This is a genomic window from Ruegeria sp. C8 (assembly GCF_056537565.1).
The window spans coordinates 145,500-171,973 of record NZ_JBQFRV010000011.1 but is presented as its reverse complement, the minus strand read 5'-3'; the positions used below and the strand labels follow the sequence as shown (position 1 = coordinate 171,973).

The 26,474-nt window shown below is 55.9% G+C and carries 22 protein-coding genes and 1 pseudogene; 11 read left to right on the top strand and 12 right to left on the bottom strand.

The window, feature by feature from the left end; all coding sequences use genetic code 11:
* Positions 1–259: 259 nt before the first annotated feature.
* From ACR0KL_RS15545 to ACR0KL_RS15525, 5 genes are all read right to left on the bottom strand, one after another.
* Positions 260–1,660: a TRAP transporter large permease gene (locus ACR0KL_RS15545; protein WP_170680024.1), complete on the bottom strand. Its 1,401-nt coding sequence runs from the start codon at positions 1,658–1,660 to the stop codon at positions 260–262.
* Between the two features lie 11 nt (positions 1,661–1,671).
* The gene (locus ACR0KL_RS15540; RefSeq protein ID WP_480777230.1) at positions 1,672–2,304 is read right to left on the bottom strand and encodes a TRAP transporter small permease subunit; all 633 of its coding nucleotides are present in this window, start codon (positions 2,302–2,304) and stop codon (positions 1,672–1,674) included.
* Between the two features lie 67 nt (positions 2,305–2,371).
* On the bottom strand, positions 2,372–3,382 hold the full coding sequence (gene dctP / locus ACR0KL_RS15535) for a TRAP transporter substrate-binding protein DctP (RefSeq protein WP_170680028.1): 1,011 nt from the start codon (positions 3,380–3,382) through the stop codon (positions 2,372–2,374).
* 125 nt (positions 3,383–3,507) lie between these two features.
* Entirely contained in the window at positions 3,508–4,848 is a 1,341-nt protein-coding gene (locus tag ACR0KL_RS15530; RefSeq protein WP_170680030.1) for a sigma-54-dependent transcriptional regulator, read from the bottom strand.
* Entirely contained in the window at positions 4,845–6,575 is a 1,731-nt protein-coding gene (locus ACR0KL_RS15525; protein ID WP_480777229.1) for a sensor histidine kinase, read from the bottom strand. The genes ACR0KL_RS15530 and ACR0KL_RS15525 overlap by 4 nt, the downstream gene beginning before the upstream one ends.
* A gap of 130 nt (positions 6,576–6,705) precedes the next feature.
* On the opposite strand from ACR0KL_RS15525, the pseudogene ACR0KL_RS15520 reads away from it, so the two are divergent.
* Positions 6,706–7,462, top strand: a pseudogene (locus ACR0KL_RS15520) (IS5 family transposase).
* A gap of 172 nt (positions 7,463–7,634) precedes the next feature.
* Here ACR0KL_RS15520 and tolA read toward each other — a convergent pair.
* The 6 genes from tolA to ACR0KL_RS15490 all read right to left on the bottom strand — a co-directional run bounded on the left by tolA (position 7,635) and on the right by ACR0KL_RS15490 (position 12,378).
* Positions 7,635–8,342: a TonB family protein gene (gene tolA, locus ACR0KL_RS15515; RefSeq protein ID WP_170680034.1), complete on the bottom strand. Its 708-nt coding sequence runs from the start codon at positions 8,340–8,342 to the stop codon at positions 7,635–7,637.
* A gap of 113 nt (positions 8,343–8,455) precedes the next feature.
* Positions 8,456–8,851, bottom strand: a complete 396-nt coding sequence (locus tag ACR0KL_RS15510) for an ExbD/TolR family protein (protein WP_170680036.1) — start codon at positions 8,849–8,851, stop codon at positions 8,456–8,458.
* Complete coding sequence (locus tag ACR0KL_RS15505) at positions 8,848–9,219, bottom strand: biopolymer transporter ExbD (RefSeq protein ID WP_170680038.1); 372 nt, start codon at positions 9,217–9,219, stop codon at positions 8,848–8,850. The genes ACR0KL_RS15510 and ACR0KL_RS15505 overlap by 4 nt, the downstream gene beginning before the upstream one ends.
* Positions 9,209–9,874 (bottom strand): MotA/TolQ/ExbB proton channel family protein, encoded by a 666-nt coding sequence (locus tag ACR0KL_RS15500; RefSeq protein ID WP_170680040.1) that lies wholly within the window; start codon positions 9,872–9,874, stop codon positions 9,209–9,211. The genes ACR0KL_RS15505 and ACR0KL_RS15500 overlap by 11 nt, the downstream gene beginning before the upstream one ends.
* A 4-nt stretch (positions 9,875–9,878) precedes the next feature.
* Positions 9,879–10,277, bottom strand: coding sequence for a hypothetical protein (locus ACR0KL_RS15495; RefSeq protein ID WP_480555272.1), 399 nt, complete (start codon positions 10,275–10,277; stop codon positions 9,879–9,881).
* 61 nt (positions 10,278–10,338) lie between these two features.
* Positions 10,339–12,378, bottom strand: a complete 2,040-nt coding sequence (locus tag ACR0KL_RS15490; protein WP_170680042.1) for a TonB-dependent receptor domain-containing protein — start codon at positions 12,376–12,378, stop codon at positions 10,339–10,341.
* A gap of 239 nt (positions 12,379–12,617) precedes the next feature.
* On the opposite strand from ACR0KL_RS15490, the gene ACR0KL_RS15485 reads away from it, so the two are divergent.
* The 5 genes from ACR0KL_RS15485 to ACR0KL_RS15465 all read left to right on the top strand — a co-directional run bounded on the left by ACR0KL_RS15485 (position 12,618) and on the right by ACR0KL_RS15465 (position 19,934).
* Entirely contained in the window at positions 12,618–13,670 is a 1,053-nt protein-coding gene (locus ACR0KL_RS15485; RefSeq protein WP_170680044.1) for a ChuX/HutX family heme-like substrate-binding protein, read from the top strand.
* Positions 13,670–14,521 (top strand): ABC transporter substrate-binding protein, encoded by an 852-nt coding sequence (locus ACR0KL_RS15480; RefSeq protein WP_170680046.1) that lies wholly within the window; start codon positions 13,670–13,672, stop codon positions 14,519–14,521. The genes ACR0KL_RS15485 and ACR0KL_RS15480 overlap by 1 nt, the downstream gene beginning before the upstream one ends.
* Entirely contained in the window at positions 14,518–15,591 is a 1,074-nt protein-coding gene (locus ACR0KL_RS15475) for an iron ABC transporter permease (RefSeq protein ID WP_170680048.1), read from the top strand. The genes ACR0KL_RS15480 and ACR0KL_RS15475 overlap by 4 nt, the downstream gene beginning before the upstream one ends.
* Before the next feature lie 2 nt (positions 15,592–15,593).
* Entirely contained in the window at positions 15,594–16,367 is a 774-nt protein-coding gene (locus tag ACR0KL_RS15470) for a heme ABC transporter ATP-binding protein (RefSeq protein ID WP_170680050.1), read from the top strand.
* 1,383 nt (positions 16,368–17,750) lie between these two features.
* On the top strand, positions 17,751–19,934 hold the full coding sequence (locus ACR0KL_RS15465; protein ID WP_170680052.1) for an esterase-like activity of phytase family protein: 2,184 nt from the start codon (positions 17,751–17,753) through the stop codon (positions 19,932–19,934).
* A gap of 172 nt (positions 19,935–20,106) precedes the next feature.
* Here ACR0KL_RS15465 and ACR0KL_RS15460 read toward each other — a convergent pair whose 3' ends face one another.
* The gene (locus ACR0KL_RS15460; protein WP_480555268.1) at positions 20,107–20,238 is read right to left on the bottom strand and encodes a hypothetical protein; all 132 of its coding nucleotides are present in this window, start codon (positions 20,236–20,238) and stop codon (positions 20,107–20,109) included.
* A 442-nt stretch (positions 20,239–20,680) separates the two neighbouring features.
* Between ACR0KL_RS15460 and ACR0KL_RS15455 the strand changes: the two genes are divergently transcribed.
* The 5 genes from ACR0KL_RS15455 (at position 20,681) to kce (ending at position 26,463) form a co-directional block, all read left to right on the top strand.
* Positions 20,681–21,718, top strand: a complete 1,038-nt coding sequence (locus tag ACR0KL_RS15455) for a GlxA family transcriptional regulator (RefSeq protein WP_480777228.1) — start codon at positions 20,681–20,683, stop codon at positions 21,716–21,718.
* 96 nt (positions 21,719–21,814) lie between these two features.
* The gene (locus ACR0KL_RS15450) at positions 21,815–22,954 is read left to right on the top strand and encodes a ring-hydroxylating oxygenase subunit alpha (RefSeq protein ID WP_170473975.1); all 1,140 of its coding nucleotides are present in this window, start codon (positions 21,815–21,817) and stop codon (positions 22,952–22,954) included.
* A 96-nt stretch (positions 22,955–23,050) separates the two neighbouring features.
* Positions 23,051–24,583 (top strand): choline-sulfatase, encoded by a 1,533-nt coding sequence (gene betC, locus ACR0KL_RS15445; RefSeq protein WP_480777227.1) that lies wholly within the window; start codon positions 23,051–23,053, stop codon positions 24,581–24,583.
* Position 24,584: 1 nt separating this feature from the next.
* Positions 24,585–25,379 carry an SDR family NAD(P)-dependent oxidoreductase gene (locus ACR0KL_RS15440; RefSeq protein WP_480777226.1) on the top strand — a complete coding sequence of 265 codons (795 nt, stop codon included), beginning with the start codon at positions 24,585–24,587 and terminating at the stop codon, positions 25,377–25,379.
* 154 nt (positions 25,380–25,533) lie between these two features.
* A complete protein-coding gene (kce, locus tag ACR0KL_RS15435; RefSeq protein ID WP_480777225.1) occupies positions 25,534–26,463 on the top strand; it encodes a 3,5-dioxohexanoate:acetyl-CoA acetone transferase in 930 nt (309 codons plus the stop codon).
* Positions 26,464–26,474: the final 11 nt, after the last annotated feature.

Below are 26,474 nucleotides of genomic sequence, written 5' to 3'. Positions count from 1 at the left end.
GGGCAATCCTAGGTTCTTTTCCGGTATGGCGTTCCGTTTCCATTTTGACCGATTGTAATGCGAAGATGTGGAGATGTCTCTGCTAGGCTCTCTCCGGTCATTTTGTCATCCGCAGAATAGATAGACCATGGCACTAACCGTCCCGGCGAGGACGGTCAAAACTGGACATTGAACAAGTGTCATGAATTCTGCCACGCAGCTGATTGATGCAGGCCTTGGCCGCACCGGCAAACCGCACTCCAAAACCAACCCATGTGGTTCAGACCTGTCCTGGAAGCCATAGAACAATCGCAGGGAAGACGACGAGCATCGCGATGGTCGCAGCATCCGCTAGAAAGAAAGGCGTTACACCCTTAAAGACATCCTGCACGCTTAGGTCATCCCGCACACCAGCCACCACAAAGCAATTCAGCCCGATAGGTGGGGTGATCAGGCAAAACTCGGCCATTTTGACAACCAGAATGCCAAACCAGATGGCACACATGGGCCCAGACATACCGAAGGTACTCTCGGCTGCACTTACGGTCTCACCACCGTTCAGAGCCATGACAGCAGGGTACACGACCGGCAACGTCAGCAGCAGCATACCTATCGCATCCATGAACATACCCAACACTGCGTAAGCCAGAAGAATACAGATCAGGATCAGCATTGGAGACATTTCTAGCGAGGTGATCCAGTCGGAGAATGCACTTGGCAACTCGGCGAAACCAAGAAAACGAACGTAAACCAAAACGCCCCAAATGATCGTGAAAATCATGACGCTCAGCTTGGCGGTTTCCAAAAGCGCGTCTTTGAGTTCGGACCAGCGCATACCCTGATACAGCGCCATCAGGAACACTACGAATGCTCCAATTGCGCCGCCTTCGGTTGGCGTACCCCAGGCATCGCCGCCGAATGGATTGTAGACAAAGAAGATGATAGTAACGACGACAATCACGATGGGCAATGCGGGCGGCAACGAGAGGAAACGTTCTTTCCATGTAAATCCGGTGACCGCGGGACCAAACCCTTTGATTACGACGGCCATGCCAATGATAAGCAGGCCATAAATCACAGCCGAGAACATGCCCGGGATGAATCCCGCCAACAGCAGTTTGCCCACATCCTGCTCGACTATAATCGCGTAGATGACCAGAATGGCCGAAGGCGGAATGAGCGAGGCGAGCGTACCGCCTGCAGCAACGACACCTGCAGCAAAACGCTTGTCGTAGCCGATCTTCAACATCTCGGGGATGGCGATACGCGCGAACACAGCGGAAGTGGCGACCGAGGCCCCGGAAACCGCAGCGAACCCAGCAGTCGCAAAAACTGTCGAGACAGCCAGCCCGCCGGGAACCCATGCCAGCCAACGCTTTGCGGCTTCGAACAAGGCTTTGGTTAGCCCCGCATAATAAGCGAGGTAGCCAATCAGAATGAAAGTCGGGATAAGGCTCAACGCTTGGCTTGAGATCTTAGAGTGCGGCACCTGCCCCGCTGTCTTGACGGCCACAGTCACAGCCTTGCCGAACCGCGCCGGGTCATACCCAAACTTGGCCCAGAAGATCCAGATCAGACCAACCATGCCAGCTGTCGCGGCGGCGAAGGCCACGCGCATCCCCAACACCACAAGAACAAGCATACCGCCCGATACGATCAGACCAATATCTATGGGTTCCATAAGATTTAACCTCAGTTGTCGTGGCCCGAGACGTGCTCGGCTTCCATTGCAGCTTGGGTCGCTGCATCGGCAACTAGCGGGACGGCAATCGGTGCCTGATCGGGGTGCCGGATCGCACGACTGTAGGCCCAAAGCTGTAGAGCAAGCCTTAGGCAAAGCACGCTAAAGGCGACGGGTGCCAACAGCTTGGCCGGCCACAGCGGGATACCGATGTCGATGGAGCTGTCGCGGCTCCAGAGTGGAGCACCAAAGTCAAAGCTGCGTGCGAAATGCGCCCAGCTCCCCCAGATCAGCAAGACGATCAGCGCCAGAATGACTGCGGTCGTGATGAACTCAACGATATAGAGCGTCCGGCCCTTGAGCGCGCCAACAACCATGTCCATTCGGATATGACCGCCATCACGCTGCGCATAAGAAATCCCCATGAAGGCGATCAACGGCATGGCCTGCTCGATCCAGTCCACGTAACCGGGAAGCGGCGCATTGGCGAAATTCCGGCCACCAACGGAAACCACGGCCATGACCATCAGCGAGAAAACTGCAAGACCGCTGATCAGAGCCAAAAAGCTTTCCAGTTTGTAGAGACGTTGATCGAGAATGCTGAGACGGCTGTCGTCGGACAGCACTTGGGATGACCCGGCCATCTTTGTACTCCGCTGTCAGGAAAAAGGCACCCGACGCCAGCTTGGCCGACGCCGGGCTGTGAGTGGATTAGCTACCGTTTGCGATCTTGCCAGTCACAAGGTCATAAAGCTCTTGTGCTGGCAGGCCGCGCTCGGTGTTTTCTGCAATCCAGGCCTCGGCCGCGGGGGCGGCAGCGGCTTCTTTGAACGCTGCGATTTCTTCATCGCTGAAAGTGACCCGTTCAATACCGCGTTGATCCAACTCTGGGCCCCACGCTTCCATCGTTTTGGTCTGGTAGTGGCTCACGTAATGATCCAGTGCCTCTTCCACCGATCCCAACAGCGCTTTGCGGTGTTCGTCAGATAAATCTTCCAGCGCCAGCGTGTTCACCACGACAGGGCAGTTGACGGTGCCGGGGTTGAGGTTCGTCGTCCACCACGTGCCGTTTTCAATGGTGCCAAATGACATATGCGCATGTGGCGCAAAGCTGACCGCTTTGACGATGCCACTATCCATTGCCTGGCGCACTTCGGATGCAGACATCGAGGTCGGAACTGCCCCAACCGTCTCCATCGCTTTACCGATGCCGCCGGTCGCCCTTACGCTTAGACCTTCAAAATCGGTTAGAGATTTCGGCGCTTCACCGACACCCACAAGGTTGTACTGCGGCAGTGGCGACGGCATCAGCAGAGTCGCGTCCCAGCGGGCCAGATCCTCAACAACGGCCGGGTGTTGATAAACGGCCATCGACAGATCAATTTCTTGTTCAAGGGATGTCACGCCCAGAAACGGCAGTTCCATGACAGTGATCGAGGGGTTCTTGTCGCGGTGATAGCCTGCGCAGAATTGGGCCATTTCAAACGCACCGATCGAAATCCCATCGAGGTTTTCTTTGTTCTTCGACAAACCGCCATAGCTGATGTTGAGTGTGAACTCACCGTCCGTCTTTTCGCTCACCAATTCAGCAAGTTTCTCGACGTGTTCGGTAAAGGCACGACGCTTGCCCCACAGGGAAACGTTCCATTCGACAGCCAGCGCTTCGGATGCAACGGTCAGTGACAGGGCGGCAATGGCCGCCCGGTTAAGATGTTTGCGCATATTGGCTCCTCCCAGATCACGCAATGTGTTTGGGCAGAGTATTCAGGATGCGCAGCAGCCTGCCTATGAAGGAAAACGCGCGGGAAATTTCTGTTCCTCTGCGGATATCCGCAGAGTGGTTTCGCTTACAACAGCGCCTCTTTGTCGAGACCGAGCTTGACGATCTTTTCATTGAGCGTCCGGCGGCCAATCCCAAGCGCTTCGGCGGCGGCATCCATGCGGCCTTTATGTGCCTTGATGGCTTTGCCGATGAGCTCGCGCTCAAAAGCAGCAACCGCCTCGCGCAGTGTATCCGGTACTTCGTCAAAGTGTTGATCGCTGTGTATAGCCTGCGCCATCGACCCTCCTCCGCGTCGCGCCGCTAAAATGCGCCGTTCGCAGACATGGCGCAATTCTCGCACATTGCCGGGCCAGTCATGGGCAAGCAGAGCGGCCAAATCGTCCTGATCAAGCTCTGGCGCGTCAATCTCATAAACCTGCGCGTATTCGCTCAAGAAATGCGTCGCCAGCAGAACCAGATCATCCCGTCTTTGCCGTAGCGGAGGTAAAGTAAGGACGACAGTATTTAGTCGAAACAATAGGTCCTGACGCAGGCGGCCTTCCTCGGCGGCCAGTACAACGTCTTCGTTGGTTGCTGACACGACCCTGAAACTTACCGGCACCGGCGACACAGCCCCCACCGGCAGGACCTGCTGATCTTCGATGACCCTTAGTAGCTTGGCCTGCGCCGCTGGTGGGCACGAGCAGATTTCATCCAGAAACAAGGTTCCGCCCGATGCCGCCACAAGCCTGCCGTCAGATTCACCTGCGACCCCGAACATTTCCGCTTCAAACGTATCGGCCGACAATGCGGCGCAGTTCAGCGCCAAGAACGGAGCCTCCGGCGCGCGGCCCAAATCATGTAAAGCATGGGCAACCAGCTCTTTCCCAGTGCCGGTATCCCCCTGCAACAAAACCGCAACCGACGTATCGGCAAGGTCAAGTACGTCTTGTCGCAGGTCTGTAATGGCGTCTGTTTGGCCCAGCAGGATGCGGTCAAGCCCTGACAGTTTGAATAGCCGATCTTTAAGGCGGGCATTGCTTTTCCGCATTCGGTTTTGCTCGGCCGCGTGCCTCAGCACCGTCAGCAATCGCCGAGGTTCATATGGCTTTTCGATAAACCCATACGCCCCGTCCCGTATAGCCTGAACCGCCATCGGGATATCACCATGTGCTGAAATCAAAACCACCGGAGGCGCCACATGCCTGTCCAAACTGGCCAGCAATTCAAGCCCCGTCATGCCGGGCATACGCACGTCGGACAGAATGACATCGGGCGACGCGCTGACCAGATACTCCGTCACCTGGGTCGCGCGCGAAAGGGCGCTAACAGTCCAGCCAGCGGCTTCGAGCAACTCGACAAGAGAATGTCGCATCGATTTGTCATCATCAACGATCAGAACTTTGAAAGGTTGCTGCTGGGTCATTCGTCCGTTTCTTCAGTATTTGAGGCCATCGGGAAGGTGACGCGGAAAATTGTTCCTCCACCATCGCGGTTACGGGCCGTCATTGTGCCATCGTGATCTTTGACAATGCTGGTGGAAATCGCCAGTCCTAAGCCCATGCCTCGCCCGCTCTCTTTTGTGGTTACAAATGGCTCTTGCAACTCAGCCAGCGTTGCCTCGCCCAATCCGTGACCGTTGTCCTGAATTTCCAACACTGCCTCATCATCAGAAGCCGTGATAGAGATTTGGATTTCAGGCGCATCCGCTTCTTCCGTAGCATCTATGGCATTTCGCAAAAGATTGGTGATGACCTGTTCGACCCGCAGGGCACTGCCCCGGATAAAGACCGGAACAGTCGGCGCATCAACTGAGATTTTCGCCCTGCCCTGCTCAATGTTTGGCGCAACCAGAGCCAAAGCGGCATTGACCGAAGTAAATAAGTCTACGTCATCAAACGCCTCATTCTCTGACCGTGCAAAGAACCGCAATTGGCGCGTGATCCCTTCCATCCTGTCGACAAGGCTTCCGATTTTTTGCGGCAACTTGGTCTCACCGGTAGATGAGATCTCTGCTGCCACCAGGTGATTGCGCATCGCAGCTATGGGCTGGCCCAATTCATGTGTGACCGACGCGGAGAGTTGCCCCAGAGCCGCCAGTCGGCTTGCGCGCTCCAACTCGCTCTGGGTGCGTTTGAGGCTACGTTCGGCTGTCTTGCGGTCGTCGATTTCGATGGCAAGCCGTTCATTCGCCTCGCGCAGCTTTGCTTCTTCTTCTTCGGACCGCGCCAAGGCCGCGCTTACGCGTCTCGCGCGTTGTATTTGGAAGAAGATAAATGTGAGCCCCGCCAAAAGGACAAAAATTGCAGTTACAAGCCAACTGCGCGCTACGGCCTGATCGTCACTCGCAAAGTAGTGAAGCGACCAGCCATGAGGTAGATCCTTAGCTGCAAGATGCAGGCGCTTCGTCCCCGCAATTCTGGCCTGGTCTCCCGGCAACTCAACCCAATCCAACGCATCTAAGTCTCGCCCCGGAAACTGCCTGGCATCTCGAATTCGCTCTCGCTGTGGTTCCGACAATGGCGTCAACGCGCGATATTGCCAATCCGCGTTCGAAGACAGCAGAACGACGCCGTCTTCATTGGCCAAAAGGACCTGTTCGCCCGAGTTTTTCCAACTATCCTGAAGATCAGAGAAGTCGATCTTGATTGCTACGACACCTGTTGGAGCTCCTCGGTCGTTCAGCACTGCGTTCGCAATGAAGTAACCCGGCAAACCCGTTGTGGCCCCGATGGCGTAGAAGCGGCCCTGTTCACCAGAAATGGCACTTTGGAAATACGGGCGGAAAGCATAGTTCTGGCCAACAAAGCTCCCTATTTCGCGGTAGTTCGATGCGGAAATCGTGATCCCGTCTTCGTCCATCAAGTAGATCGCATCCAGACCTGCCTGTTCGGCAAAATCCTCAAGGCGTCGGTTCAATGTTCCGGTGCCATCGCCTTCGGCTGTTCCAATTACAAAGGAGTCTTGTGACAGCACATATGTAAGGTGGGAAAATCGTTCGAGTTCGCTGTTCACCGAGCTTTGGTAAAGAGAGAGCCGGCCCTGAGCGTTCGAAAGCTCCTCCGAAACGAAGTATTGGTAGGAAACCAAATAGAGGCCAAAGCTGGCGGCAATGGCTACTACAATACCTAAAATATGAGAAGCTGATCGCATTGACTGCCCATGAACTGCGACAGCATAGGATCACAGTAGGTTTTAGCCGTCCATCCCAAGAGTTATGGGGTCAGGACCCATGATTTCCTTCGGACGGTATGATTCACGTTTTGAAAACTGAGATTTGAACATATCAGATCAATTTTGGCTGACAGAAGCGCAGATGGCTTGTCCTGGGCCTTTCTTCCCGAAGTCCCATGGCAAGCCATGAGTTGAAGACCGGCGCGTATTGAGCGGGTTTCTCGTCATCAAAATCGAAGGCATGCGATAGCGTGATGCCCCGGCGGTATCTGGGCCTCATAAGACGCGGTACATCCGTTGGAAGCTGTGGAGCGATAAGGGCATCTTCGCCCGGATGATGGCTGCTCTGGCCACCGCGCATGGCGAAGAGAAGACCGTGATGATCAACGCGACTTACCTGAACGCGCACCGCACGGCGACCAGACTTAGCGTCAAAAAGAGGCGCGTGAACGCCTAGTAGGTCGGCGCCAGCCTACACTTACACGAAGCTGAATGCCATCTGAGATAGTTTGGGCAAACCGATCAACCTCCTTGTCACTACCGGTCTGGTCAGTGACTAAATTGGTGCACCGGAGTCGTTAAGCAGCCTTCCGGACGTCGATTGGCTACTCGGTGACCGGGATTGTGATGCCGGCTGGTTCAGAGAAGCGTTTAAAAACAATTTGATCAGCGCCTGCATCCTAGACCGCAAACAACGCGAGACCCAGGTCAAATACGACAAGCGCAGGTACAAACGCCGCAACCGGATCGAGATCATGTTTGGAAGGCTTAAGGACTGGCGGCGCGTGGCAACCCTATACGACCGCTGCCCGAAAGTCTTCGTCTCTGCCATCACCCTCGCTGCACCCGTCATCCCTTGGCCATGATTCCTGGCCCTAAGGTGGCAAATCTCCCTCATCGGAAGCATCAGTGCGGCTATTGCATAGCTTAGCTAACGCGTACTATCTGGCATTTTGAGATCACCCTTCGCACTCGCGCTGTCGCAATCTGGTGCTGATCATATGGTTCTTAAAACTTTCCTCCCTCGTGCATTCACCGCTACTTGCTCAAAATTTCTATAGTGTACTCGCGACGGGCCCCGACAGGCGGAATTGGGAAAGGTGCGGCCGTGCGCACCTGTGACAAGGCGATCTGGTCCAAACGCTTTGAACCTGAACTGCGGGCAATGTTGGCCGATACCAAAGCTCCGCTGTCAGCGATGCGAAACGTCACCAGAACCGCACCGCGGATGTTCGCGCTTTTGCGTCGCGCGCGGAGGATCTTGCGTTTGACTTTCCCCGCGTAGTTGGTTGCATCGGCATTGCCTTGAGCCGAGGCCGTGCGGGCTGTTTTTGCTGCGCCAGCTTCTCCCTTGGCGGTTTCGCCTGTTGTACTGCCTTTTTTTTGAGTGCGTTCACCATTGCCTGCCTTCACAGCGAGCTGGGCGACTTTCTTTTTCTCAAGTTCTGGGCTTTGCACAGGTGTTGTTGCAGGTCTGCGTTTGGGCTCAATCTCAGGCCGTTTGGCTTGGGTCAATTCGGGCTGGCTTGTTTTAAGAGGATCCGTCGCTTTCAATGCTTCTTTCGCCGAAGGCGCGACCTGTTTTACGATAGGTTTTGCAGTCTTCACTGTCTGCACCTCGGGGTTTGCTTGTTTTATTGGTTGATCAGGCTCTACAGTCGTTTTCCGGGCCGTGGTCGGCGCGGATGCAATGGTTCCAGCAGTGAAATCCTTAAAGGACGTCCCAAGCGCCGCAGTTTCGACCAAGCCACCACCTTCGATTTGCGTCACCGTTTGTGGGCCAAAGTCATGCAAAGCAAGACCGTGGGTCGCAGCAGCCAACACGATCGAAGATGCGGCTATTGCGCGAGAACTGGGGATCATTGCAGCGCTCTTTGTGTGATCACAAAGACCTTTTTTGCGCCTAGGGCACGAAGCGCATCGCTAACCGCTTTCAGCCGCACCGCTGGAAGCGCGCGGTCGGGAACCAAGCGTACTACTTCCAGCGGCAGGTCAATTGAAGCGCGTTCAACATAGGCTTCAACATCTGTCAGCTCGGCCCCGCGATACTCGAGCACACCATCGGCACGGATGACGAGCGCATCTGGCGGCTCGCGCCCTTCAAGGTTCTGCGTTTCAACCAGTTGCACCGAGTTGCCAAGCGGTGGGGCAAGCGTACCCGCAATCATGAAGAAAACCAGCATCAGGAAGACGACGTTGATCAGAGCAATTGTGGGTTCTCGGGTTCGCCTCGCCTTTGGTTTCAGTTGCATCATCCGATCACCTGCGTCCGTAGGTGAGCCACGCCTTTCAAAGCCGTCAGCAGGTCAATCAGTTGTTGCGAAGTTGCGTTCTGGCCGAGACTGATCAGTGCCATTTGTTCGGAGGCCCCGTCGAAAAGCTCAGTAACGCTATCCAGGGTTGTTACGGTCCCGTCGACCAGAAGACGATCCTGTTCAAGCTTCACAAAGCGGATCGGGACGTCTTGATCTGACCCTCCTGCCGAAGCCGTTGAAAACTCAATCTCGCCGAATTTCGAGTAGGTTGAAGTAAGCATGAAAAACAGCAGCAGCAAAAAGATAACGTCGATCAACGAGGTCATCGACAGGTGCTTGCGCCGCTTGGTGCGGGTCTCAAGTGCCATGGACAAGAGCTGCCTTTGGCATCTCGGTCGCTTTGCATTCTGCGGCGTGACCAGGTGCGAAAGCGGTGCGTAAGGCACGGTTGGTAAAGATGCGCTCACGCGTCATGCGTGACTCGAACCAAGTCAGCACAAGCGAGGTTGGCATGGCGACGGCTAACCCCGCAGCCGTTGTTAGCAGGGCAACCCAAATGCCGCCAGCAAGCAGTGCAGGATCTACCGAATTGCCTGCGCCTTGCAGGGTCTGGAAGGCTTCGATCATGCCAAGAACAGTGCCGAATAGCCCCAGTAGCGGTGCAAGCTGTGACACCACATCAAGCACGTTGAGGCCCCGTTCAAGCCCGGCAAAGCGTGCTTCGGCCTCGGCATCGGCACGCTCGGACAGCGTGCTGCTATCTCCACTGAATGACATGGCGATCACCGGGGCCAGATAGCTGCGGCTTTTGTCCAGATGCGCCATCGCAACAACCCGGTCCCGGCGGTCCCAGGCTTCAATCGCCAAAGACAGTTCGAAATGGCGACCGACGCCGGCGGCCGCATATTGCCAAAGCTTGTAAATTACGAGCGACAGGGTTGCGACCGAGGTTGTGATCAGGATCGCAACAACCGGCCCGCCAAGCGCAAGGACGTCTGTCAATTTCTGAATGATCGTATCCATTGGCCTATCCAATTATTTCCGTTTCAAGGCGGCTTTTGAGTGTCAGGTTCGACATGCAGGCATTCTGCATGCCTCCTTGATGCGCACATTCCTGAGCGTCGTTGATCAGGATACGAGTGATTTGGTTGCAGGCCATTCCATCGAACTGAAATTGGCGGACCCTAGGACGCCCTGCGGGCATATCCTCGAAATCCAGAAGCGTGAGCAGAGCAACGCCACCTTCGGCGCCGAATAAGACCATTTCGTAGACGGCGCCTTCGATATCGGTGTCATGTTTATTCTCGACCAAAAAGCTGAGCAGGCAGCTTTGGTCGCGTTCTTCCGCAGAACTCAGCTCTATCGAAACGCCACCGGTTTCTTCGGCGGAGGCAAGCCCCGCTCCCAGAATTGGGAGCAGGGTCAACAGGACCAACCGAGCATTTCTTTTCGACGCAATTCGCATAACTGGTCCTTTCATTTTTTGATCAGAAGGTTTTGGCCACTGTCAGCTTGAAGTTCCGGCCCGGCGCATTGCGCGTCGACAGGTTCGGCAGGTAGTTTTTGTCAAAGATATTCTCGATACCTGCCCTAACTTCGAACCCTGCAAGCGCGCCTTCTTGCGGGAAGTAGGACGCGCGCAATGTGTTGACGCCATATCCGGCAACCGGGTCGCCTGAAGAATCAAAGCCAGACCTGGCTCCGAAAAGCTCCCAACTGACATCAATCGTTTCGCCAAACCGTTTGCCGAATGTGATCCGCGCCGAATCCGATGGTTCGTTGCGCCAGCGGGTCTCCTGCCCGTTTTCATTGGTTTCCGTGCCGCTTACGACATTTGCGTTAAAGTCGACATAGAATCCGCCAACGTTCGCGTATGATGCTTCAATTTCCACACCGTGCGTTTCGACCTTGTCCAAAAGAACAGATGCTCCGGTAATCGGATTCGACTGATTGTACGATGTGACATCCCGCAAGTTAGTGTCGTAGAAATTCACCTTGGCGCGTATGATGTCGCCCTCGGCAAAGATATCTCCGCGATTGAACGAAAACCCTGCTTCCCAGGTGCGCGATTTCTCGGGCTGGGTCATGAATACCGGGGTACCAAGGTCGTCGATGATGGGCAGGCTTTCAGTGTATGCACCGCCGCCGAAGATGCCGAAACCGTTTGCGAATTCGTACCGCGCCGACAGTCCCCCCATCAGAGCATTGTTATTGTAGCTCTCATCGAAAGGTGCTGTATCGCCATCCCCCTTGATGTCCTGCGTTTCGTAACGCAGCGCCGGTGTGATGGTCAGTTGATCGCCGATCTGAATGTCATCGACAGCGAACAAGGCAATCCGACGATCGGTCCCACCCGGGGCTGACGGAGCATCCAGACGCTCTCGATTGATGAACTCGATCCCGGCTCGAAGATCATGCGAAGCGATTCCAGTTTGGAAATACGAGGTATTCTTGATCGTCAGTTTGGTGGTTTCATAGTTATGTGACGCGTCCGCAAGAGCCCGAATGCTTGGGAAAAACGGAGTTCCCTCTAAGCTGGAAGAGCCAGGAACATAGCTGCTGTCGATGGACTGCTCGGAATAGCTGAGGTTCACATCCAAATCGATCAGATCGTTGTCTGCTGGCCGGTATTGATATCGCAGGATGCCAATCCGGGTTTCGATATCACGATCCACATTTCCAAAAGCGTCTGCAGATGTACCGAATGAGTCATATGGAACGTCCCGTTCTTCCGAGGTCGATTGGTTCCATGATGCGGTGATAGAATGCTCCAGATTGTCGCCGAAGCTGTATTTACCCTTCGCCAACAGGGAAGGCAGGGTAAAGGCGCTGTTGCCGATCGAGCCGCCATTCCCGTCTTCCTGATCGTCTTGATCGCGATAGGTGTAGTTGAACAGAAACTCGGTCTGCTCGTTCGGCTGCCACGCCAGAATCGACGATGAGGCAAAGCCGCTTCCGTTCGAATAGCCTTCCAACGTCTGACGGAACCGGAAGCCGGGCTCACCGCCGGTGAAATCCGAGGCGTCTTTGGTTTCCAATTGAACCACGCCTCCCACGACGCCCGAACCGAATTCGAAGGACCCAACAGTGCCCCGAATCACCGACACGCTCTTGTAAAGTTGTGGATCGGTGAAGAGTTGGTTGCCGATCCGATACAGCTCTTCCGAACCGGTTGTTGCCCCGTCGATCAGAATGAGAACCTTCTGGTCGGTACCGAAGGTGCTGTTGGCGCCGAAGCCCCGAATGTTGATGCCAGACCCCTGCGGTGTCGAGCCATTCACCAGAGTCACACCAGGCACGGTGTCGATCAGCTCTGCAACCGTGTTGGCCTGACGGTCATTGATCTCTTCCTGATCGATATTGGTGATCGGTACAGCGGTGTCGGTCTGGATTTCCCGTTTGCTTTCGCCCAGCTCAAGTGTGCCCAGGAACCCATCATCCTGTTCCTGCGCCCAAGCGGCCGCTGCGATCATACTGAGGCAAGAGGCGGTGCCAAGCAGGCCCGCCTTTCGAATTGAAGCACGCATTTCTGTCCCTTCGAGTGGTTTGAGGACCGGAGATGCTTGCAGTTCGCTGGCTAAGGTCAGTCTTTTTTGGTGTTTTTTTGGAATCGCCTTTCAGCGATGACTTGTGCTCGTTAATAAAGCTTACTAAAATAGTCAACATATTTCCGTGACTGAGTTTGCAGTCACTGCCAGCGGGCCAACGACGCGATCATGGGCCAGGCCAGCGCTTCACAAAACCACTCGAAGTTGGGAAATCCACTATGGAACAGGTGCTTATGGCCCCTCAGGATATTCGTGCCGCCTATGCAGAGAAGGCTGGCAAACGTGATCGCGATCTGGCGGAATCACTTGGTTTGTCCGAAGGGCAGCTGGTGGCGGCCTTCGCTGGGTACGGCACAACAAGGCTGAGATCAGACATGGATGCGCTTTTTGGCCAGTTGAACGGGTTGGGAGAGGTCATGGCGCTGACTCGCAACCCTTCCTGCGTGATCGAGAAAGTCGGGCAATACGACAACTATCATCCCGGCGCCCATGCTGCGATGGTCCTAACCCAAGAGATTGACCTGCGCATGTTCCCCAGCCATTGGGTTCATGCCTTCGCGGTCGAGCGTGAAACGAATTCCGGAACACGCCGCTCGATTCAAGTATTTGATGCGGCCGGAGATGCGGTACACAAGATTTTTCTGCGGGACGGCTCGGATCTGGATCACTGGGCACGTCTGGTTCAGACGCTGGCCGCAGACGACCAATCGCAGACGATGGCTGTCGAGCAGCGCAAGCCAGCCGAGGCACCCAAGGCCAATCCGGACAAGGCTGAAATCCTGCGCAGCGAGTGGGCCAAGATGACGGATACGCATCAATTCCTGCGCTTGACGTCAAAGCTCAAGATGAACCGGTTGGGGGCATATCGTATTGCCGGTGCGCCACTGGTTCGGGCGCTTGACCCAAACACAATTCCGCAAATGTTCGAACAGGTGCGCGACCAAAGACTTGAGGTCATGGTCTTTGTCGGCAATCGCGGTTGCATTGAAATCCATGGCGGCCCAGTCAAAACCCTGAAACAGATGGGGCCTTGGTTCAACCTGCTGGACCCGGATTTCAACCTGCATCTGCGCACCGATCATATTGCCGAAGTCTGGGCCGTCACTAAACCGACCCAGCGCGGACCCGCTGTTTCAGTTGAAGTATTTGATGCCGAAGGCGGTTTGATTTTCCAGATATTCGGTCGACGCGCAGGCGAGACCGATCACCGCCCCGCCTGGGACGCTTTGGTTGCCGGGCTATCAGACATAGCCGAAAATGAGGTGATGTAGTGCGACTGCTTCTATCTTTCTGCACGGCTGCCTTACTCTCGGCCACAGCGCTGCAAGCCGAGGAAAAACGCGTGATCGCGATTGGCAGTTCGGTTACCGAGATCATCTATGCTCTGGGGCAACAAGACCGGCTCGTGGGCCGTGATCGGACCTCAACTTACCCGGCCGATGCGATGGACTTGCCGGATGTGGGCTATAGGCGCGCTCTGTCACCCGAAGGCGTGCTGTCGGTCGCACCCGACCTGATCTTGGCATTGGAAGGCTCCGGCCCGCCAGATGCCATTTCGGTGCTCGAAGAAGCCGGTGTGGAATTTGTCACCATCGATGATGAGTTTACTCGCGATGGGATAGTGGAAAAAATCCTCGCGGTGGGCGCCGCTTTGGGCGTTGAAGCTGAGGCTGAAACGCTTGCTGCAAACGCCGCGCAACAACTGGATCAGGCGCAAGAGAGTGCCTCAGTCGCCGCGGGTGCGGACCCATTGAGCGTGTTGTTCATTCTTTCTGCACAGGATAGAGAAATCACCGTCGGTGGGGCCGATACACAGGCAGATAGCATTATCAGAATGGCGGGCGGTGAAAACGCTGCCGCAGGCGTCGATGGCTTCAAGACCATGACACCAGAAGCGTTGGCTGTCACAACGCCCGACGTGATCCTGATGATGGAGCGGCGCGGCAATCACGCAACTTCGGACGAGGACCTTTTTGCAATACCCGCGATCCAACTGACCCCGGCAGGGCAGAATAAAGCCCTGATCCGTATGCCGGGTGCGTATCTTCTGGGCTTTGGCCCGCGTACAGCGGATGCGATTTCAGACCTATCGGCGGCGTTGCAAAACGCGAGCGGATCATGACGCTGGCGTTAGACCACGGCGCTCCGATGCGCGCCGACGCGCGAAGGATCAGGGCCAAGCGCGTGACGCTGTCTCTAATTGTCGTCCTGACCGTAACAAGTGTGTTCAGCGTCTCGGTCGGAGCGTCTGACGCCTCGCCAGCGATTGCAGTATTGGATTTACTTCAGGGGCGCGAGTTGTCGGACCTGAACCGGATCATTCTGTGGGACATCCGCCTGCCCCGTCTGGCGATGGGAATACTTGTTGGTGCGGCGCTGGCAGTCTCGGGCGTGGTGATGCAAGGGCTGTTCCGCAATCCGCTGGCCGATCCTGGCATTGTCGGCGTGAGCGCGGGTGCTGGGTTGGGCGCGATAGCAGCCATCGTCTTTGGTGGCCTCCTGCCTGGCACGGTCCTCGCCTGGGTAGGCGACGGGCTGGTTGCCGTTGCGGCCTTTTTGGGGGGATGGGCCTCGGTTCTGATCCTTTATCGGGTGTCCACGCGCCAAGGGCAGACATCGGTCGCCACAATGCTGCTTGCAGGCATTGCACTGGCGGCTTTGGCCGGAGCTGTATCCGGAGTGATGATCTACATGGCTGACGATCAGCAACTCAGAGACCTCACCTTCTGGGGCATGGGCTCACTGGCTGGTGCGACGTGGACCAAGGTTGCAACGGCTGCCCCGATTATTTTGGCTGCAATTATCTGCACACAGTTTCTTGCCCGTGCTTTGAACGGTTTGGCGATGGGTGAGGCTATTGCTCATCACATGGGTATTCCAGTCCAGCGAAGCAAAAACCTCGCGATCCTGACGGTTGCTGGGGCAACTGGTGCCGCCGTTGCCGTGTCGGGTGGCATAGGTTTTATCGGAATCGTGGTGCCGCATCTGCTGCGTCTCAGCACTGGACCAGACCACCATCGCTTGCTGATGAATTCAGCTCTGCTGGGGGCCACGCTGCTGTTGTGCGCAGATATGATCAGTCGCGTGATCGTTGCTCCGGCGGAGCTACCAATTGGGATCGTGACCGCGATCCTTGGCGCGCCGGTGTTTTTCTGGATCCGGCTTCGACGCCACGGCTCAATGGGAATGTAAGTATGAAAGCTGAGAACGTTCGCGTACAGATCGGAAGCACAGAGATCCTGAAAGGTGTGGATTTTCAGGCGGAGCCCGGGCAAGTCACAGCCATTATCGGCCCGAATGGATCCGGTAAATCGACTTTGCTGAAAGCACTGTCGGGAGAAATCCAAAGCTCCGGCAGGATCTCATTGAACAGTCACGACATCACGGCACTAAAGCCTTGGGAATTGGCTGCCATACGAGGCGTTCTTCCGCAGTCTACAACCGTGGCTTTCCCCTTCTCTGTGCACGAAGTCGTCAGGCTCGGGTTGGCGAATGGCTTGGCTGCCGAAGACGACACGTTGCCGTCTCGGGCATTAATGCAAGTTGACCTCGGAGGCTTCGAAACGCGGTCCTACCAGAACCTATCTGGCGGTGAGCAGCAACGCGTTCAGATGGCGCGAGTTCTGACGCAAGTCTGGGACACCAAAGATCTGGATCAGCCGCGCTGGTTGTTGCTGGATGAACCCGTTGCAAGCCTGGACGTCGCACATCAGTTCATCGTTTTGCGCATCGCGCGGGACTTCGCGGCCCAAGGCGGTGGTGTTGTCGTGGTTATGCACGATCTGAACCTGACAGCTTTGTTCGCCGACAGTGTATACATTCTGAGCGAAGGCAAAGTCTGGTCATCTGGTGTTGTGTCCGACGTTCTCAACAATGAGACGATGCAGCAGGTTTACGGTATCGACTTGCCGATAAACACGGTACCTGCAGGCGGGATGCCATTTGTTCTACCGCAGGCGATGATGTGAATTCGAAGGTCCGTACGTTTTTCTAAACGTGAAAGATACCGTGAGCAAGATACCAATGGGTCCGGTGCATACCCCGTTTCCACGATGCATCAACGGCTCAAAGCGGACATCCGTCAGTACACAGGGATGCTGCCATGCGGCCCGCCGAATCTGCCATTCGCTGCAAGCGCAAAGTTGCGCTGCCTTCAGAGGTCGGCAACGCAACTTTGCAGCCTTCTGCATTTTTGCTCCAAAGAACCACAGTCAACCCAAAGCTACCATTGGTCTGAAGTGCAAACACTAAGGCCGTCGTCTCTCCTAATTGGGAATCACAAGTTTTTGCAAACTTGGTTTTCGGGTCACATTTTGTAGAGGAATCCGGTCAGGCAGGAGCCATCTTTACATGCGTGATTTATGGCGCCGGAGGTTTCGCCCAAAACAAAATCTACCCTGCTTGAAAACTGGAGCCCCTGAAAATCTGAGTAGCGATAACAGGTACAACTATTGAAACGCCAGCATGAAAAAGGGGTGTCGGGGCTGAAAAACCGCATGACTTAACTGCAAGGTTACACCATGTACCAAATTCGCAAGGTCTATGCCTTCGAACAATGAAGGTGCCAATGTGGGCCTAATATCTTGAGCTTTTTTGCGGCACATACTTTGATTACTACTATGATGATGCGCGATCAGTATTAGAACAGAGCGGCCGCCAACTTGCGCGTCCTCTTCGTTATTTTCTCTTCAACAATAGATTGTTACGGAATTTCCGGTTAACTGGCAGTTGAGGGTCGGGTATTGGGCCACTTAGTCGGCCAATGGCAATGCAGGTATAAGGTTGCGGGTGCAGGCTCAGGTAGTTCTTTCTAAAGGATAGGCCGAGGCCATCTTGGGCAAAGTGTTGTTGATCTAAGTACGAAGGATGATTGGCTATTTGCGGCACAAGGCCGACCTTGTCTAAATATATTAATTTCCGCGATTGCGCCCCTTCCTTAAAGACATTCGCTGCAAGTGCGATGCCGTCTAAGCAGCAGACTGCCAACTTTCAGAAGTATGCAATTAGGCTTCGTCCAATTTGATAAACCAGATCATCCCCACGCGACTAATCCATGGGACAATCCGTATGGGAAATAAGGACACAGCGACAGGAGGTTTGCGCCTGAACGAGTTTGCCACGGTTGGCTCATGTGGAAGCACGGGACGCGACCAACACGAGTATCTCGCCTCGGATAAAAACGCTGAATACTTGCAGCACCACCTTTGATCTGACGGTGTTCGAATTGGTCACTGAATACGATGCGAACTTCACTTTTTTACGTTTGTCACCAAACTGAATCCAAACCGTCACAAAACCGCAATGTCCCGGGTTCATCCCCTTCTCATCCAAGTGAGAGAGGATACCACCCGATGTCGTTGCGCTTTGTCTGCCTGACATCTGCCCTTGCCCTGACCGCCGGCCAGGCTTCGGCAGAAATGAATTTCAACCGAATTGCTTCTTTCCCCGTCGTTAAGAATATGGCCGAGGGAACTGATACCGAACGTGAGACCTCACCCGAGATCATCGCTGCGACTGCAGACGGGATGACGTTGGTCTATACAGATAGCCCGTTAGGTGTAATCGGCATGGTCGACATCACCGACCCAGCGAACCCGGCACCTCTGGGCGCGATGGAAGTGGGCGGCGAGCCGACGTCAGTTGGGATCGTTGGTGGGACGGCTTTTGTGGGCGTGAACACTTCGGAAAGCTACACCGCCCCGTCGGGCAAACTGATCTCGGTCGACATCGAAGGCAAGGCGGAAACCGGCGCCTGTGATCTGGGTGGTCAACCCGACAGCGTCGCGGTTGCCCCAGATGGCAGCTTTGTCGCCGTGGCGATCGAAAACGAACGCGACGAAGACCTGAACGATGGCGTTATCCCTCAACTGCCTGCTGGATCGCTGGCGCTGGTACCGTTGAAGGATGGCGCGCTGGATTGCTCTGGCATGAAGATGGCCTCGCTGACCGGCCTGGCAGACGTCGCGCCCACCGACCCCGAGCCTGAGTTTGTGGACATCAACGCTCTGGGCGAAACCGTCATCACCCTGCAGGAAAACAACCACATCGCGGTTGTTGACAAGGACGGGAACGTAGTCAGCCATTTCTCGGCTGGCGCGGTTGATCTGGAAGGCATTGACGCCACGGATGAGCGCGGCGCGCTGATCTTCACCGAAAGCCAAGAGGGTCGCCTGCGCGAGCCTGATGCGGTGAAGTGGATCGACGACAACCATTTCGCCACCGCCAACGAAGGTGACTACGAAGGCGGCTCGCGCGGCTGGACGATCTTCCACAAGGACGGCATCGTTGTTTACGAGAACGGCACCGATTTCGAGAAAGCCATCATCCAGATCGGGCACTATCCCGACAAACGCTCAGACAGCAAAGGCGTTGAGCCCGAAAGCGTAACCGCAGCCACGTTCGGCGGCACGCCGATGATCTTTGTGGGGGCCGAGCGCGCCTCGGTCGTGGGGGTCTATGACGCCACCGATCCGGCCAACCCGGTTCTAAAACAACTGCTGCCCTCGGGCGTGGGGCCGGAAGGCTACGTTGCTATCCCTGAGCGCAACCTTCTGGTCTCGGCCAATGAAAAAGACCTGATCGAAGATGGCGGTCCGCGTGCTCATGTGTCGATTTTTGAGTATCAGGATGCCCCCGCCGCTTATCCGCATCTGACCTCCGCTGGCGCGGATGAGTTGATCGGATGGGGTGCCCTGTCCGGTCTGGTCGCAGATGAGGATGGCATCATCTACGCGGTTAATGACAGCTTCTACGGCTTCCAGCCTTCGATCTTCAAAATCGACCCCAGCCAGACCCCGGCCCGCATCGTGGACGTCGTTCGCATCAGCCGTCAGGACGGCAACCCGGCGCAAAAGCTGGATCTGGAAGGTATCACGCTGGATGGCAAGGGTGGCTTCTATGTCGCCTCTGAAGGCCGAACCGACCGCGTCATCCCCCACGCGATCTACCATGTCTCGGCCGAAGGCAAGATCAAGGACCGCAAGGGTGAAATAGGCCTGCCGCCGGAACTGATGGCCGTCGAAAATCGCTTCGGGTTCGAAGGCATAACCAAGGTTGGAGACACCCTGTGGATGGCAGTTCAGCGCGAATGGAAGGACGACCCCAAGAACCACGTGAAACTTGTCGCCTATAACCTTGAAGCCAAGGAATGGGGCGCAGTGCACTATCCCAAAACTGACCCGGAAACTGGCTGGGTAGGTCTGTCGGAGATCACCGCATTCGGCGACCATGTTTATGTCATCGAACGAGACAACCAGCACGACCACCGCGCAGTGACCAAGAAAATCTACCGCATCCCGCTGTCTGAAATGACCCCGGCCCCGCTGGGCAGTGAGCTGCCCGTGGTTAGTAAGGAAGAGGTCCGTGACTTGCTGCCCGACCTGACCTCGACCGGCGGCTACGTTCTGGACAAGATCGAAGGTTTGGCCATCCTGCCTTCGGGCGAGGCATTCGTTATGACCGACAATGACGGCGTCGATGATGCCTCGGGCGAGACGATGTTCTGGTCGATCGGCTCGGTTTCGGCTGGGAACTAGATCAAACATCAGAAATCAAAAAGGCCCCGCGCGGAGATTGCGCGGGGCTTTTGCATTCAAAGCCAGTTTTGATCCATTTGGCCGGATCGATTCTCATGAACTTTTACATGCAGCCTGATTGGAAAGTTGTTTTAGTCTATAGATTTCTTCGGGGATCTACTTCGAGTGACCATCACGCCTTGGCAAAGTTGAAGAACTCCGACCTGTCATCATCGCGGCCAATTGGGGCGATCTTGCGGTAACGCATCCTGCCATCCCGTTCGGCGCCGAACCCCTTCACATTGTGGTTAATCTCACGGGCCATCAATTGTACTTGGCTCTCATACGCTAGAAAAACCGGCGACCTAGCATGTCATCTCAGGTCTGCCGATTCGTTCGCACATGTGTATTTTGGCGAAGTTTGTGGAATTTTTGGTGTATGGCGAAGTTAGCAACAGCGTATCTCGGTACCCTAACGCTCAAAGACTAAAATGATGTCGTGAAAATTCGACTCAGAAGGACCGTATCACCATTCTGTGTGCTGAATCTGAACAGACCTTTTGGACCCCAACCAGCCTGTGCCAATTTGAGAAAGGCGGCCTTTCAGATCGCTGGCATGTAGGGGAAAAATTTCTTGCCCAAATGAGCCGAATGCGAATTCGACCGACAGGCATTCTTTAAACAGCGACTAACAGACAACACGTGTTGGTCCTGATCGAAATGATAGTCTTGATCAATCCCGACGCCCATTTAACGTAGATGGCCTCATGGCGTCTCAACCAAACAACACTCTGACACTTCTTGTCCTTGTAACTCCAAACTTCAACATGGCGGCGACAGTGGGTTTCATCGACCCGTTTCGCGCCGCAAACTACCTGGAAGGCAAGGCACGGTTCCAGTGGCAGATCGCGTCCCTGGACGGCGGTCCTTGCACTGCAAGCAACGGGATGACCATCGACACGATTGCGCTGGCCGAGGTTCAGGAAGGGCGCAAGGATTTCGTGATCGTCTCGTCCAGTTGGGCGCCGGAAGCCTACAACTCGACCCCGCTTCATACATTGCTATGGCGTTGGGCCGGTCAAGGGAGCACGCTGGGCGGGCTGGACACCGGGGCGTTCATCCTCGCCGAAGCTGGTTTGCTCAAGGGGCGTCGTGCCACGGTGCACTATGAGCATATCGACGCGATGAAAGAGCTCTATCCCAATGTCGAGGTCACTGAGGAGTTGTTCGTATTCGACAAGGCCCGCATCACCTGTTGCGGCGGCGCGGCAGCCTTGGATTTTGCCTTGCATATCATCAAGGGCACCAAGGGCGACGCTCTAGCCAATGCGGCAGCACGATACGTTTTTCACCAGACCGTGCGCCCCCAAGGCGCTATGCAAAGTCCGGGACTGGCCGAGCCGATGGGTCAACTGGCCCCCACAGCGGTCAAACTGGCGATAGCGTTGATGGAGCAGAACCTGGAAACACCGCTAAGCATTCCCGAGATCTGTGATTCCATAAACCTGTCACAACGCCAGTTGAATCGGCTGTTCGCGCGGCACGTCAAGAAAACTCCAACCATGTATTATCGTGACATCCGGCTGGACCGTGCACGCGGGCTGGTGACACAGACAGATATGTCTTTGCTTGAGGTTTCGGTGGCCTCGGGTTTTGCCAGCCAGGTTCATTTCAGCCGCGCATACCGCGAACGGTTTGGGCTGTCACCGCGCAATGATCGGGTGGAAGGCCGCGTTCCTTTTGAATTTCGAGCCTGGCCCATGCACCGCAAGACCGATAGGCGGGTGGCGAATAAAGTTAAGTAGACGGCGATCTGTGCACATTGATCATGTGTGAGAGACGCGATCCTATACCTCTGACCGAGTCACTCGGCAGGGTTTTGTTCACAGGAGACGCCCGCAATGACTGAACAGCCAACGTCCCAGCAATTCGCGGATATCTCCAAGGGCTATCACGAAAACCCATCCAGTTCGTTTTCGCTGCGGGCCGAGGCCTATACGGATCCAGCCTGGCACGCTGTGGACCTACGCGAGATCATCGCCAAGACGTGGCAATGGGTCTGCCATGTCGAAAAGCTGCGCAAACCAGGCAGCTTTGTCACGATCGAGATCGCTGGTCAGCCGATAGCTGTGGTACGTGATCGGGAAGGCATTCTGCGCGCGTTTTACAATGTCTGCAAACACCGCGCCCATCAGCTTTTGTCGGGCGAAGGTAATACGACCCGCATCATGTGCCCTTATCACGCCTGGGTTTACAAGTTGGATGGACAGCTGGTGCGTGCCCCGCATACCGAGAATCTGAATGGATTCGAGCCCAAAGAGATTTGTCTGGATGAGGTGCAGGTAGAGGAATTTTGTGGGTTTGTTTATGTAAACCTGGATCGAGAGGCCTCACCCCTGTCGGAGCTGTCCGGCGATCTGGAAACCGAAATCCGCCACTGGGCGCCGGATATCGAAGAGCTGACATTTGCTCATCGACTGACCTATGACATCAAGTCCAACTGGAAGAACGTGGTCGACAATTTCCTGGAGTGTTACCACTGTCCGACCGCTCACAAGGATTTTTGCGAACTTGTCGATATGGACACCTACAAGGTGACCACGCACGGCATCTATTCCAGTCACATGGCAGATGCGGGCAACACGACCAACAGCGCTTATGACGTGTCGAATGCCACGGTGAAAACCCATGCCGTTTGGTGGCTATGGCCCAATACCTGCATCATGCGGTATCCAGGTCGGTCGTCGATGATCATCCTCAACATCATCCCTGCAGGCCCCGACCGGACGCTGGAAACCTATGACTTCTTCCTTGAGACCAAGGAGCCCAACGAGGCCGAGGTCGAGACGATCCGCTATCTGGACGAAGTGTTACAGGTTGAAGACATCAACATCGTTGAAAGCGTGCAGAAAGGGATGAACACTCCAGCCTTCGACGCGGGCCGCATCGTGAACGACCCTGATGGCTCGGGCATGTCGGAACATGCGGTGCACCATTTCCACGGTCTTGTTTTGGACGCATACAAAAGGGCCGCCAGGTGAGTCAGTTTTCCAAAAGAATGCAGTTCCAACCTCCTCCCCGCCCGTGACTGAACGCGCGCAGTCACCGCATATTGGCAGGCAAGGAGGAACAGCATCATGCCAGCAACACCAAATATCGTCGTCGTGATGGCCGACCAATTGGCACCGCAGTTTTGCGGGGCCTATGGCCACCCGGTCGCCAAGACACCGCATATCGATGCGCTGGCCGCGCGCGGGATGCGGTTTGATGCGGCCTATTGCAACTCACCACTTTGCGCACCTTCCCGGTTCGCCTTCATGTCCGGCCAGTTGATCAGCCGTATCGCCGCCTACGACAATGCCTCCGAATTTCGCGCCAGCGTGCCAACATTCGCGCATTACCTGAAAACGTTGGGCTATCACACCTGCCTGTCGGGCAAGATGCACTTTGTAGGCCCCGACCAGAAACACGGGTTTCAGGATCGGGTGACCACCGACATATACCCGTCCGATTTCGCCTGGACGCCCGATTGGGAGTCCCATGATGAGCGCATCGACAAGTGGTACCACAACATGCAGACGGTCAAGGAAAGCGGCGTGGCCGTCGCCACCTTCCAGACCGACTATGACGACGAGGTCGGCTTTGCCGCGCGCCGTTGGCTGATAGATCGCGGGCGCGATCGGGCGCACGGATCGGAAGCGCCTTTCTGTATGGTCGCCAGTTTCATTCACCCACATGATCCCTATGTTGCGCAGCCGGAATGGTGGGACCTCTATAACGATGATGACGTCGACATGCCCGAGTTCACGTTGTCACCTGAAGACCAAGACCCGTTCTCGCGCCGTGTCATGGATGGGATCGAAGCCAGCTATGTACCTCTGACAGACGAAGAAGTCCGGCGCGCGCGCCGTGCCTATCTGGCCAATGTCAGCTTCTTCGACAGTCAGGTAGGCAAGATCGTCAAGACTCTCAAAGACATTGGCGAGCTGGACAACACCATCATCATTGTCACTGCAGATCACGGCGACATGCTGGGTGAGCGCGGCCTGTGGTACAAGATGAACTTCTTCGAACACTCGGCTCGCGTGCCCTTGATCATGGCCGGGCCGGGGGTAGCCAAAGGCCGCGCGCCCAATGCCTGTTCGCTACTGGATCTGTTGCCCACCTTTGTTGATATCGGAGGCGGCACCCCGGACATGTTTGGCGAAACGGTCGACGGCCGATCACTAATGCCACTGGCGCGCGGTGAAGCCGACCCGGTGGACGAGGCGATCGGTGAATACTGCGCCGAAATGACCCCCTGGCCGGTCTTCATGATCCGACGCGGGCCACTGAAATACATCCATTGCGACATCGATCCACCACAGCTTTATGACCTGTCGGTTGACCCGTTGGAGAAGGTGAATGTCGCTGCTGATCCAGCCTATGCCGAAGCCGCTGCAGGCTTTGCCGCCGAAGTCAGAGCCCGCTGGAACAGCGACCAGCTGCGCACAGATGTGATCGCTACGCAGAAATCCCGCCGCGCGCTTCATGCGGCGATGGAAGCCGATGCTGGTGAGCATTGGGATTACAACCCACCCTCTGATGCCAGCCAGCAATATGTGCGCAATCATATGGATTGGACCGAAGCCGCAGGCCGTTATCGGTTCCCGCCACAAAAGGACGACTGATATGAAACTACAGGGAAAAATCGCCCTCGTAACTGGTGGTCGTGGAGGGATTGGTCGGGCCATCGTCGCGCGCTTTCTGCGCGAAGGTGCTATTGTCTATACCGCCGATCTGACACCACAAGGATCATTGACCAAACATGACGATAATGGCAGCCGCTTTGTTGCGATGAACGTGGCAGACGAGGCTGCGGTAAAAGCTGCGATGGCGAGGATCGAGGCTGACGGAGGCAAGCTCGATATTCTGGTGAACGCCGCCGGGATTGAGATCGAGAAGACCATCGAAGACACCACGCTTGAGGAATGGAACCAGAGCTTCGCTGTAAACTGCACCGGAACCTTCCTGACATCGAAATACGCCTTGCCCCTGATGCGCGCGGCGGCGAAAACCGGCGTTTCGGCCAGCATCATCAATTTTGGTAGCTACGACGGGTTCATCGCCGATCCCGGCCTTGCGGCTTATTGTGCCACCAAGGGCGCGGTGCATGCGCTGACCCGCGCCATGGCTTGTGACCACGGCCCTGAGGGCATCCGCGTAAACGCGATCTGCCCGGGCTATATCGACACACCAATGCTGCAAAGTTTCTTTACCGGCGACGGGTCCGGCGGCGGAGGCAAATCGATTAATGAGCTGCAACAGGCTGTGCGCGACGTACACCCGATGCGCACCTATGGCACACCCGAGGATATCGCGAACCTTGTCAACTGGCTCGCCTCGGACGAGGCCCGCTATGCGAGCGGTCAACTTTGGGTTCTGGACGGCGGACTGTCTGCGCAAGTCCAGCAGATGAGACTGTGATGTCAGAAGCGTTGCGTTCACAAGAGCCGGAGGTCGCCGCTTGGATGCCTCTCTTCGCGTTTGGAGAGATGGCTTGGCGAAAGCCGATCTGGGGCGTACCAGAGAACCAACGCCGCCTCTTCGTTGTCCCTAAGACCTTCGCGGAGCCAACAACATGACCAAGCCCGTCATCATCACCTGCGCCCCTACAGGTGGCATTCACACCCCTACCATGTCGGAGCACCTGCCGATAACTCCCAGCGAGATCGCAACCGCCAGCATCGAGGCCGCCGAGGCCGGTGCCTCGATCATCCACCTGCATGCGCGCGACCCGGAAACCGGCAAGCCCGACCCGAACCCCGACCTGTTCATGGAATTCCTGCCGCGCATCAAGCAGGCGACAGATGCGGTCATGAATGTCTCTACGGGCGGTGGGTTGGGCATGTCTCGTGAAGAACGCCTGCGCGCCGCAACGGTCGCCAGCCCGGAAATGGCAAGCATGAATATCGGGTCGATGAACTTCGGTATCTTCCCGATGAAAGACAAGTATTCAAACTGGACGCATGACTGGGAGCCCGAATTCCTGGACATGACCCGCGATTTCATATTCCGCAACACCTTCGCGGATATCGAATACTGCCTCAAGGAACTCGGTCAGGTGCACGGTACGCGTTTCGAGTTCGAATGTTATGACCTGGGCCACCTTTATAACCTTGCGTGGATCATTGATCAGGGTTGGATCGAAGGGCCGATTTTCGTGCAGATGGTTTTTGGGATCTTGGGCGGGGTTGGGGCTGATCTGGACAACCTGATGCACATGCACACCATTGCCAACAAACTGTTTGGCGATGACTATGAATGGTCGGTTCTGGCCGCCGGTCGCCACCAGATGCCGTTCACCACGCAAAGCGCTTTGCTGGGGGGGAACGTGCGGGTGGGTATGGAAGACAGCCTATACATCGGACCCGGAGAGAAAGCTGTGTCCAGCGCCCAGCAGGTTCGCAAAATTCGGGAAATCGTCGAAAATTTGGGGCTTCAGGTTGCCACCCCCGCCGAGGCGCGCGCGCGTCTGGGTCTGAAAGGCGGCGATCAGGTCGCATTCTAAGGAGGGGAGCA

What these genes read in the sequence shown, in the direction of transcription:
- ACR0KL_RS15545 (WP_170680024.1), bottom strand. Translation starts at nt 1,660, where the DNA reads ATGGAACCCATAGATATTGGTCTGATCGTATCGGGCGGTATGCTTGTT.
- ACR0KL_RS15540 (WP_480777230.1), bottom strand. Translation starts at nt 2,304, where the DNA reads ATGGCCGGGTCATCCCAAGTGCTGTCCGACGACAGCCGTCTCAGCATT.
- dctP (WP_170680028.1), bottom strand. Translation starts at nt 3,382, where the DNA reads ATGCGCAAACATCTTAACCGGGCGGCCATTGCCGCCCTGTCACTGACC.
- ACR0KL_RS15530 (WP_170680030.1), bottom strand. Translation starts at nt 4,848, where the DNA reads ATGACCCAGCAGCAACCTTTCAAAGTTCTGATCGTTGATGATGACAAA.
- ACR0KL_RS15525 (WP_480777229.1), bottom strand. Translation starts at nt 6,575, where the DNA reads ATGCGATCAGCTTCTCATATTTTAGGTATTGTAGTAGCCATTGCCGCC.
- ACR0KL_RS15510 (WP_170680036.1), bottom strand. Translation starts at nt 8,851, where the DNA reads ATGATGCAACTGAAACCAAAGGCGAGGCGAACCCGAGAACCCACAATT.
- ACR0KL_RS15505 (WP_170680038.1), bottom strand. Translation starts at nt 9,219, where the DNA reads ATGGCACTTGAGACCCGCACCAAGCGGCGCAAGCACCTGTCGATGACC.
- ACR0KL_RS15500 (WP_170680040.1), bottom strand. Translation starts at nt 9,874, where the DNA reads ATGGATACGATCATTCAGAAATTGACAGACGTCCTTGCGCTTGGCGGG.
- ACR0KL_RS15490 (WP_170680042.1), bottom strand. Translation starts at nt 12,378, where the DNA reads ATGCGTGCTTCAATTCGAAAGGCGGGCCTGCTTGGCACCGCCTCTTGC.
- ACR0KL_RS15485 (WP_170680044.1), top strand. Translation starts at nt 12,618, where the DNA reads ATGGAACAGGTGCTTATGGCCCCTCAGGATATTCGTGCCGCCTATGCA.
- ACR0KL_RS15475 (WP_170680048.1), top strand. Translation starts at nt 14,518, where the DNA reads ATGACGCTGGCGTTAGACCACGGCGCTCCGATGCGCGCCGACGCGCGA.
- ACR0KL_RS15470 (WP_170680050.1), top strand. Translation starts at nt 15,594, where the DNA reads ATGAAAGCTGAGAACGTTCGCGTACAGATCGGAAGCACAGAGATCCTG.
- ACR0KL_RS15465 (WP_170680052.1), top strand. Translation starts at nt 17,751, where the DNA reads ATGTCGTTGCGCTTTGTCTGCCTGACATCTGCCCTTGCCCTGACCGCC.
- ACR0KL_RS15460 (WP_480555268.1), bottom strand. Translation starts at nt 20,238, where the DNA reads ATGGCCCGTGAGATTAACCACAATGTGAAGGGGTTCGGCGCCGAACGG.
- ACR0KL_RS15455 (WP_480777228.1), top strand. Translation starts at nt 20,681, where the DNA reads ATGGCGTCTCAACCAAACAACACTCTGACACTTCTTGTCCTTGTAACT.
- ACR0KL_RS15450 (WP_170473975.1), top strand. Translation starts at nt 21,815, where the DNA reads ATGACTGAACAGCCAACGTCCCAGCAATTCGCGGATATCTCCAAGGGC.
- betC (WP_480777227.1), top strand. Translation starts at nt 23,051, where the DNA reads ATGCCAGCAACACCAAATATCGTCGTCGTGATGGCCGACCAATTGGCA.
- ACR0KL_RS15440 (WP_480777226.1), top strand. Translation starts at nt 24,585, where the DNA reads ATGAAACTACAGGGAAAAATCGCCCTCGTAACTGGTGGTCGTGGAGGG.
- kce (WP_480777225.1), top strand. Translation starts at nt 25,534, where the DNA reads ATGACCAAGCCCGTCATCATCACCTGCGCCCCTACAGGTGGCATTCAC.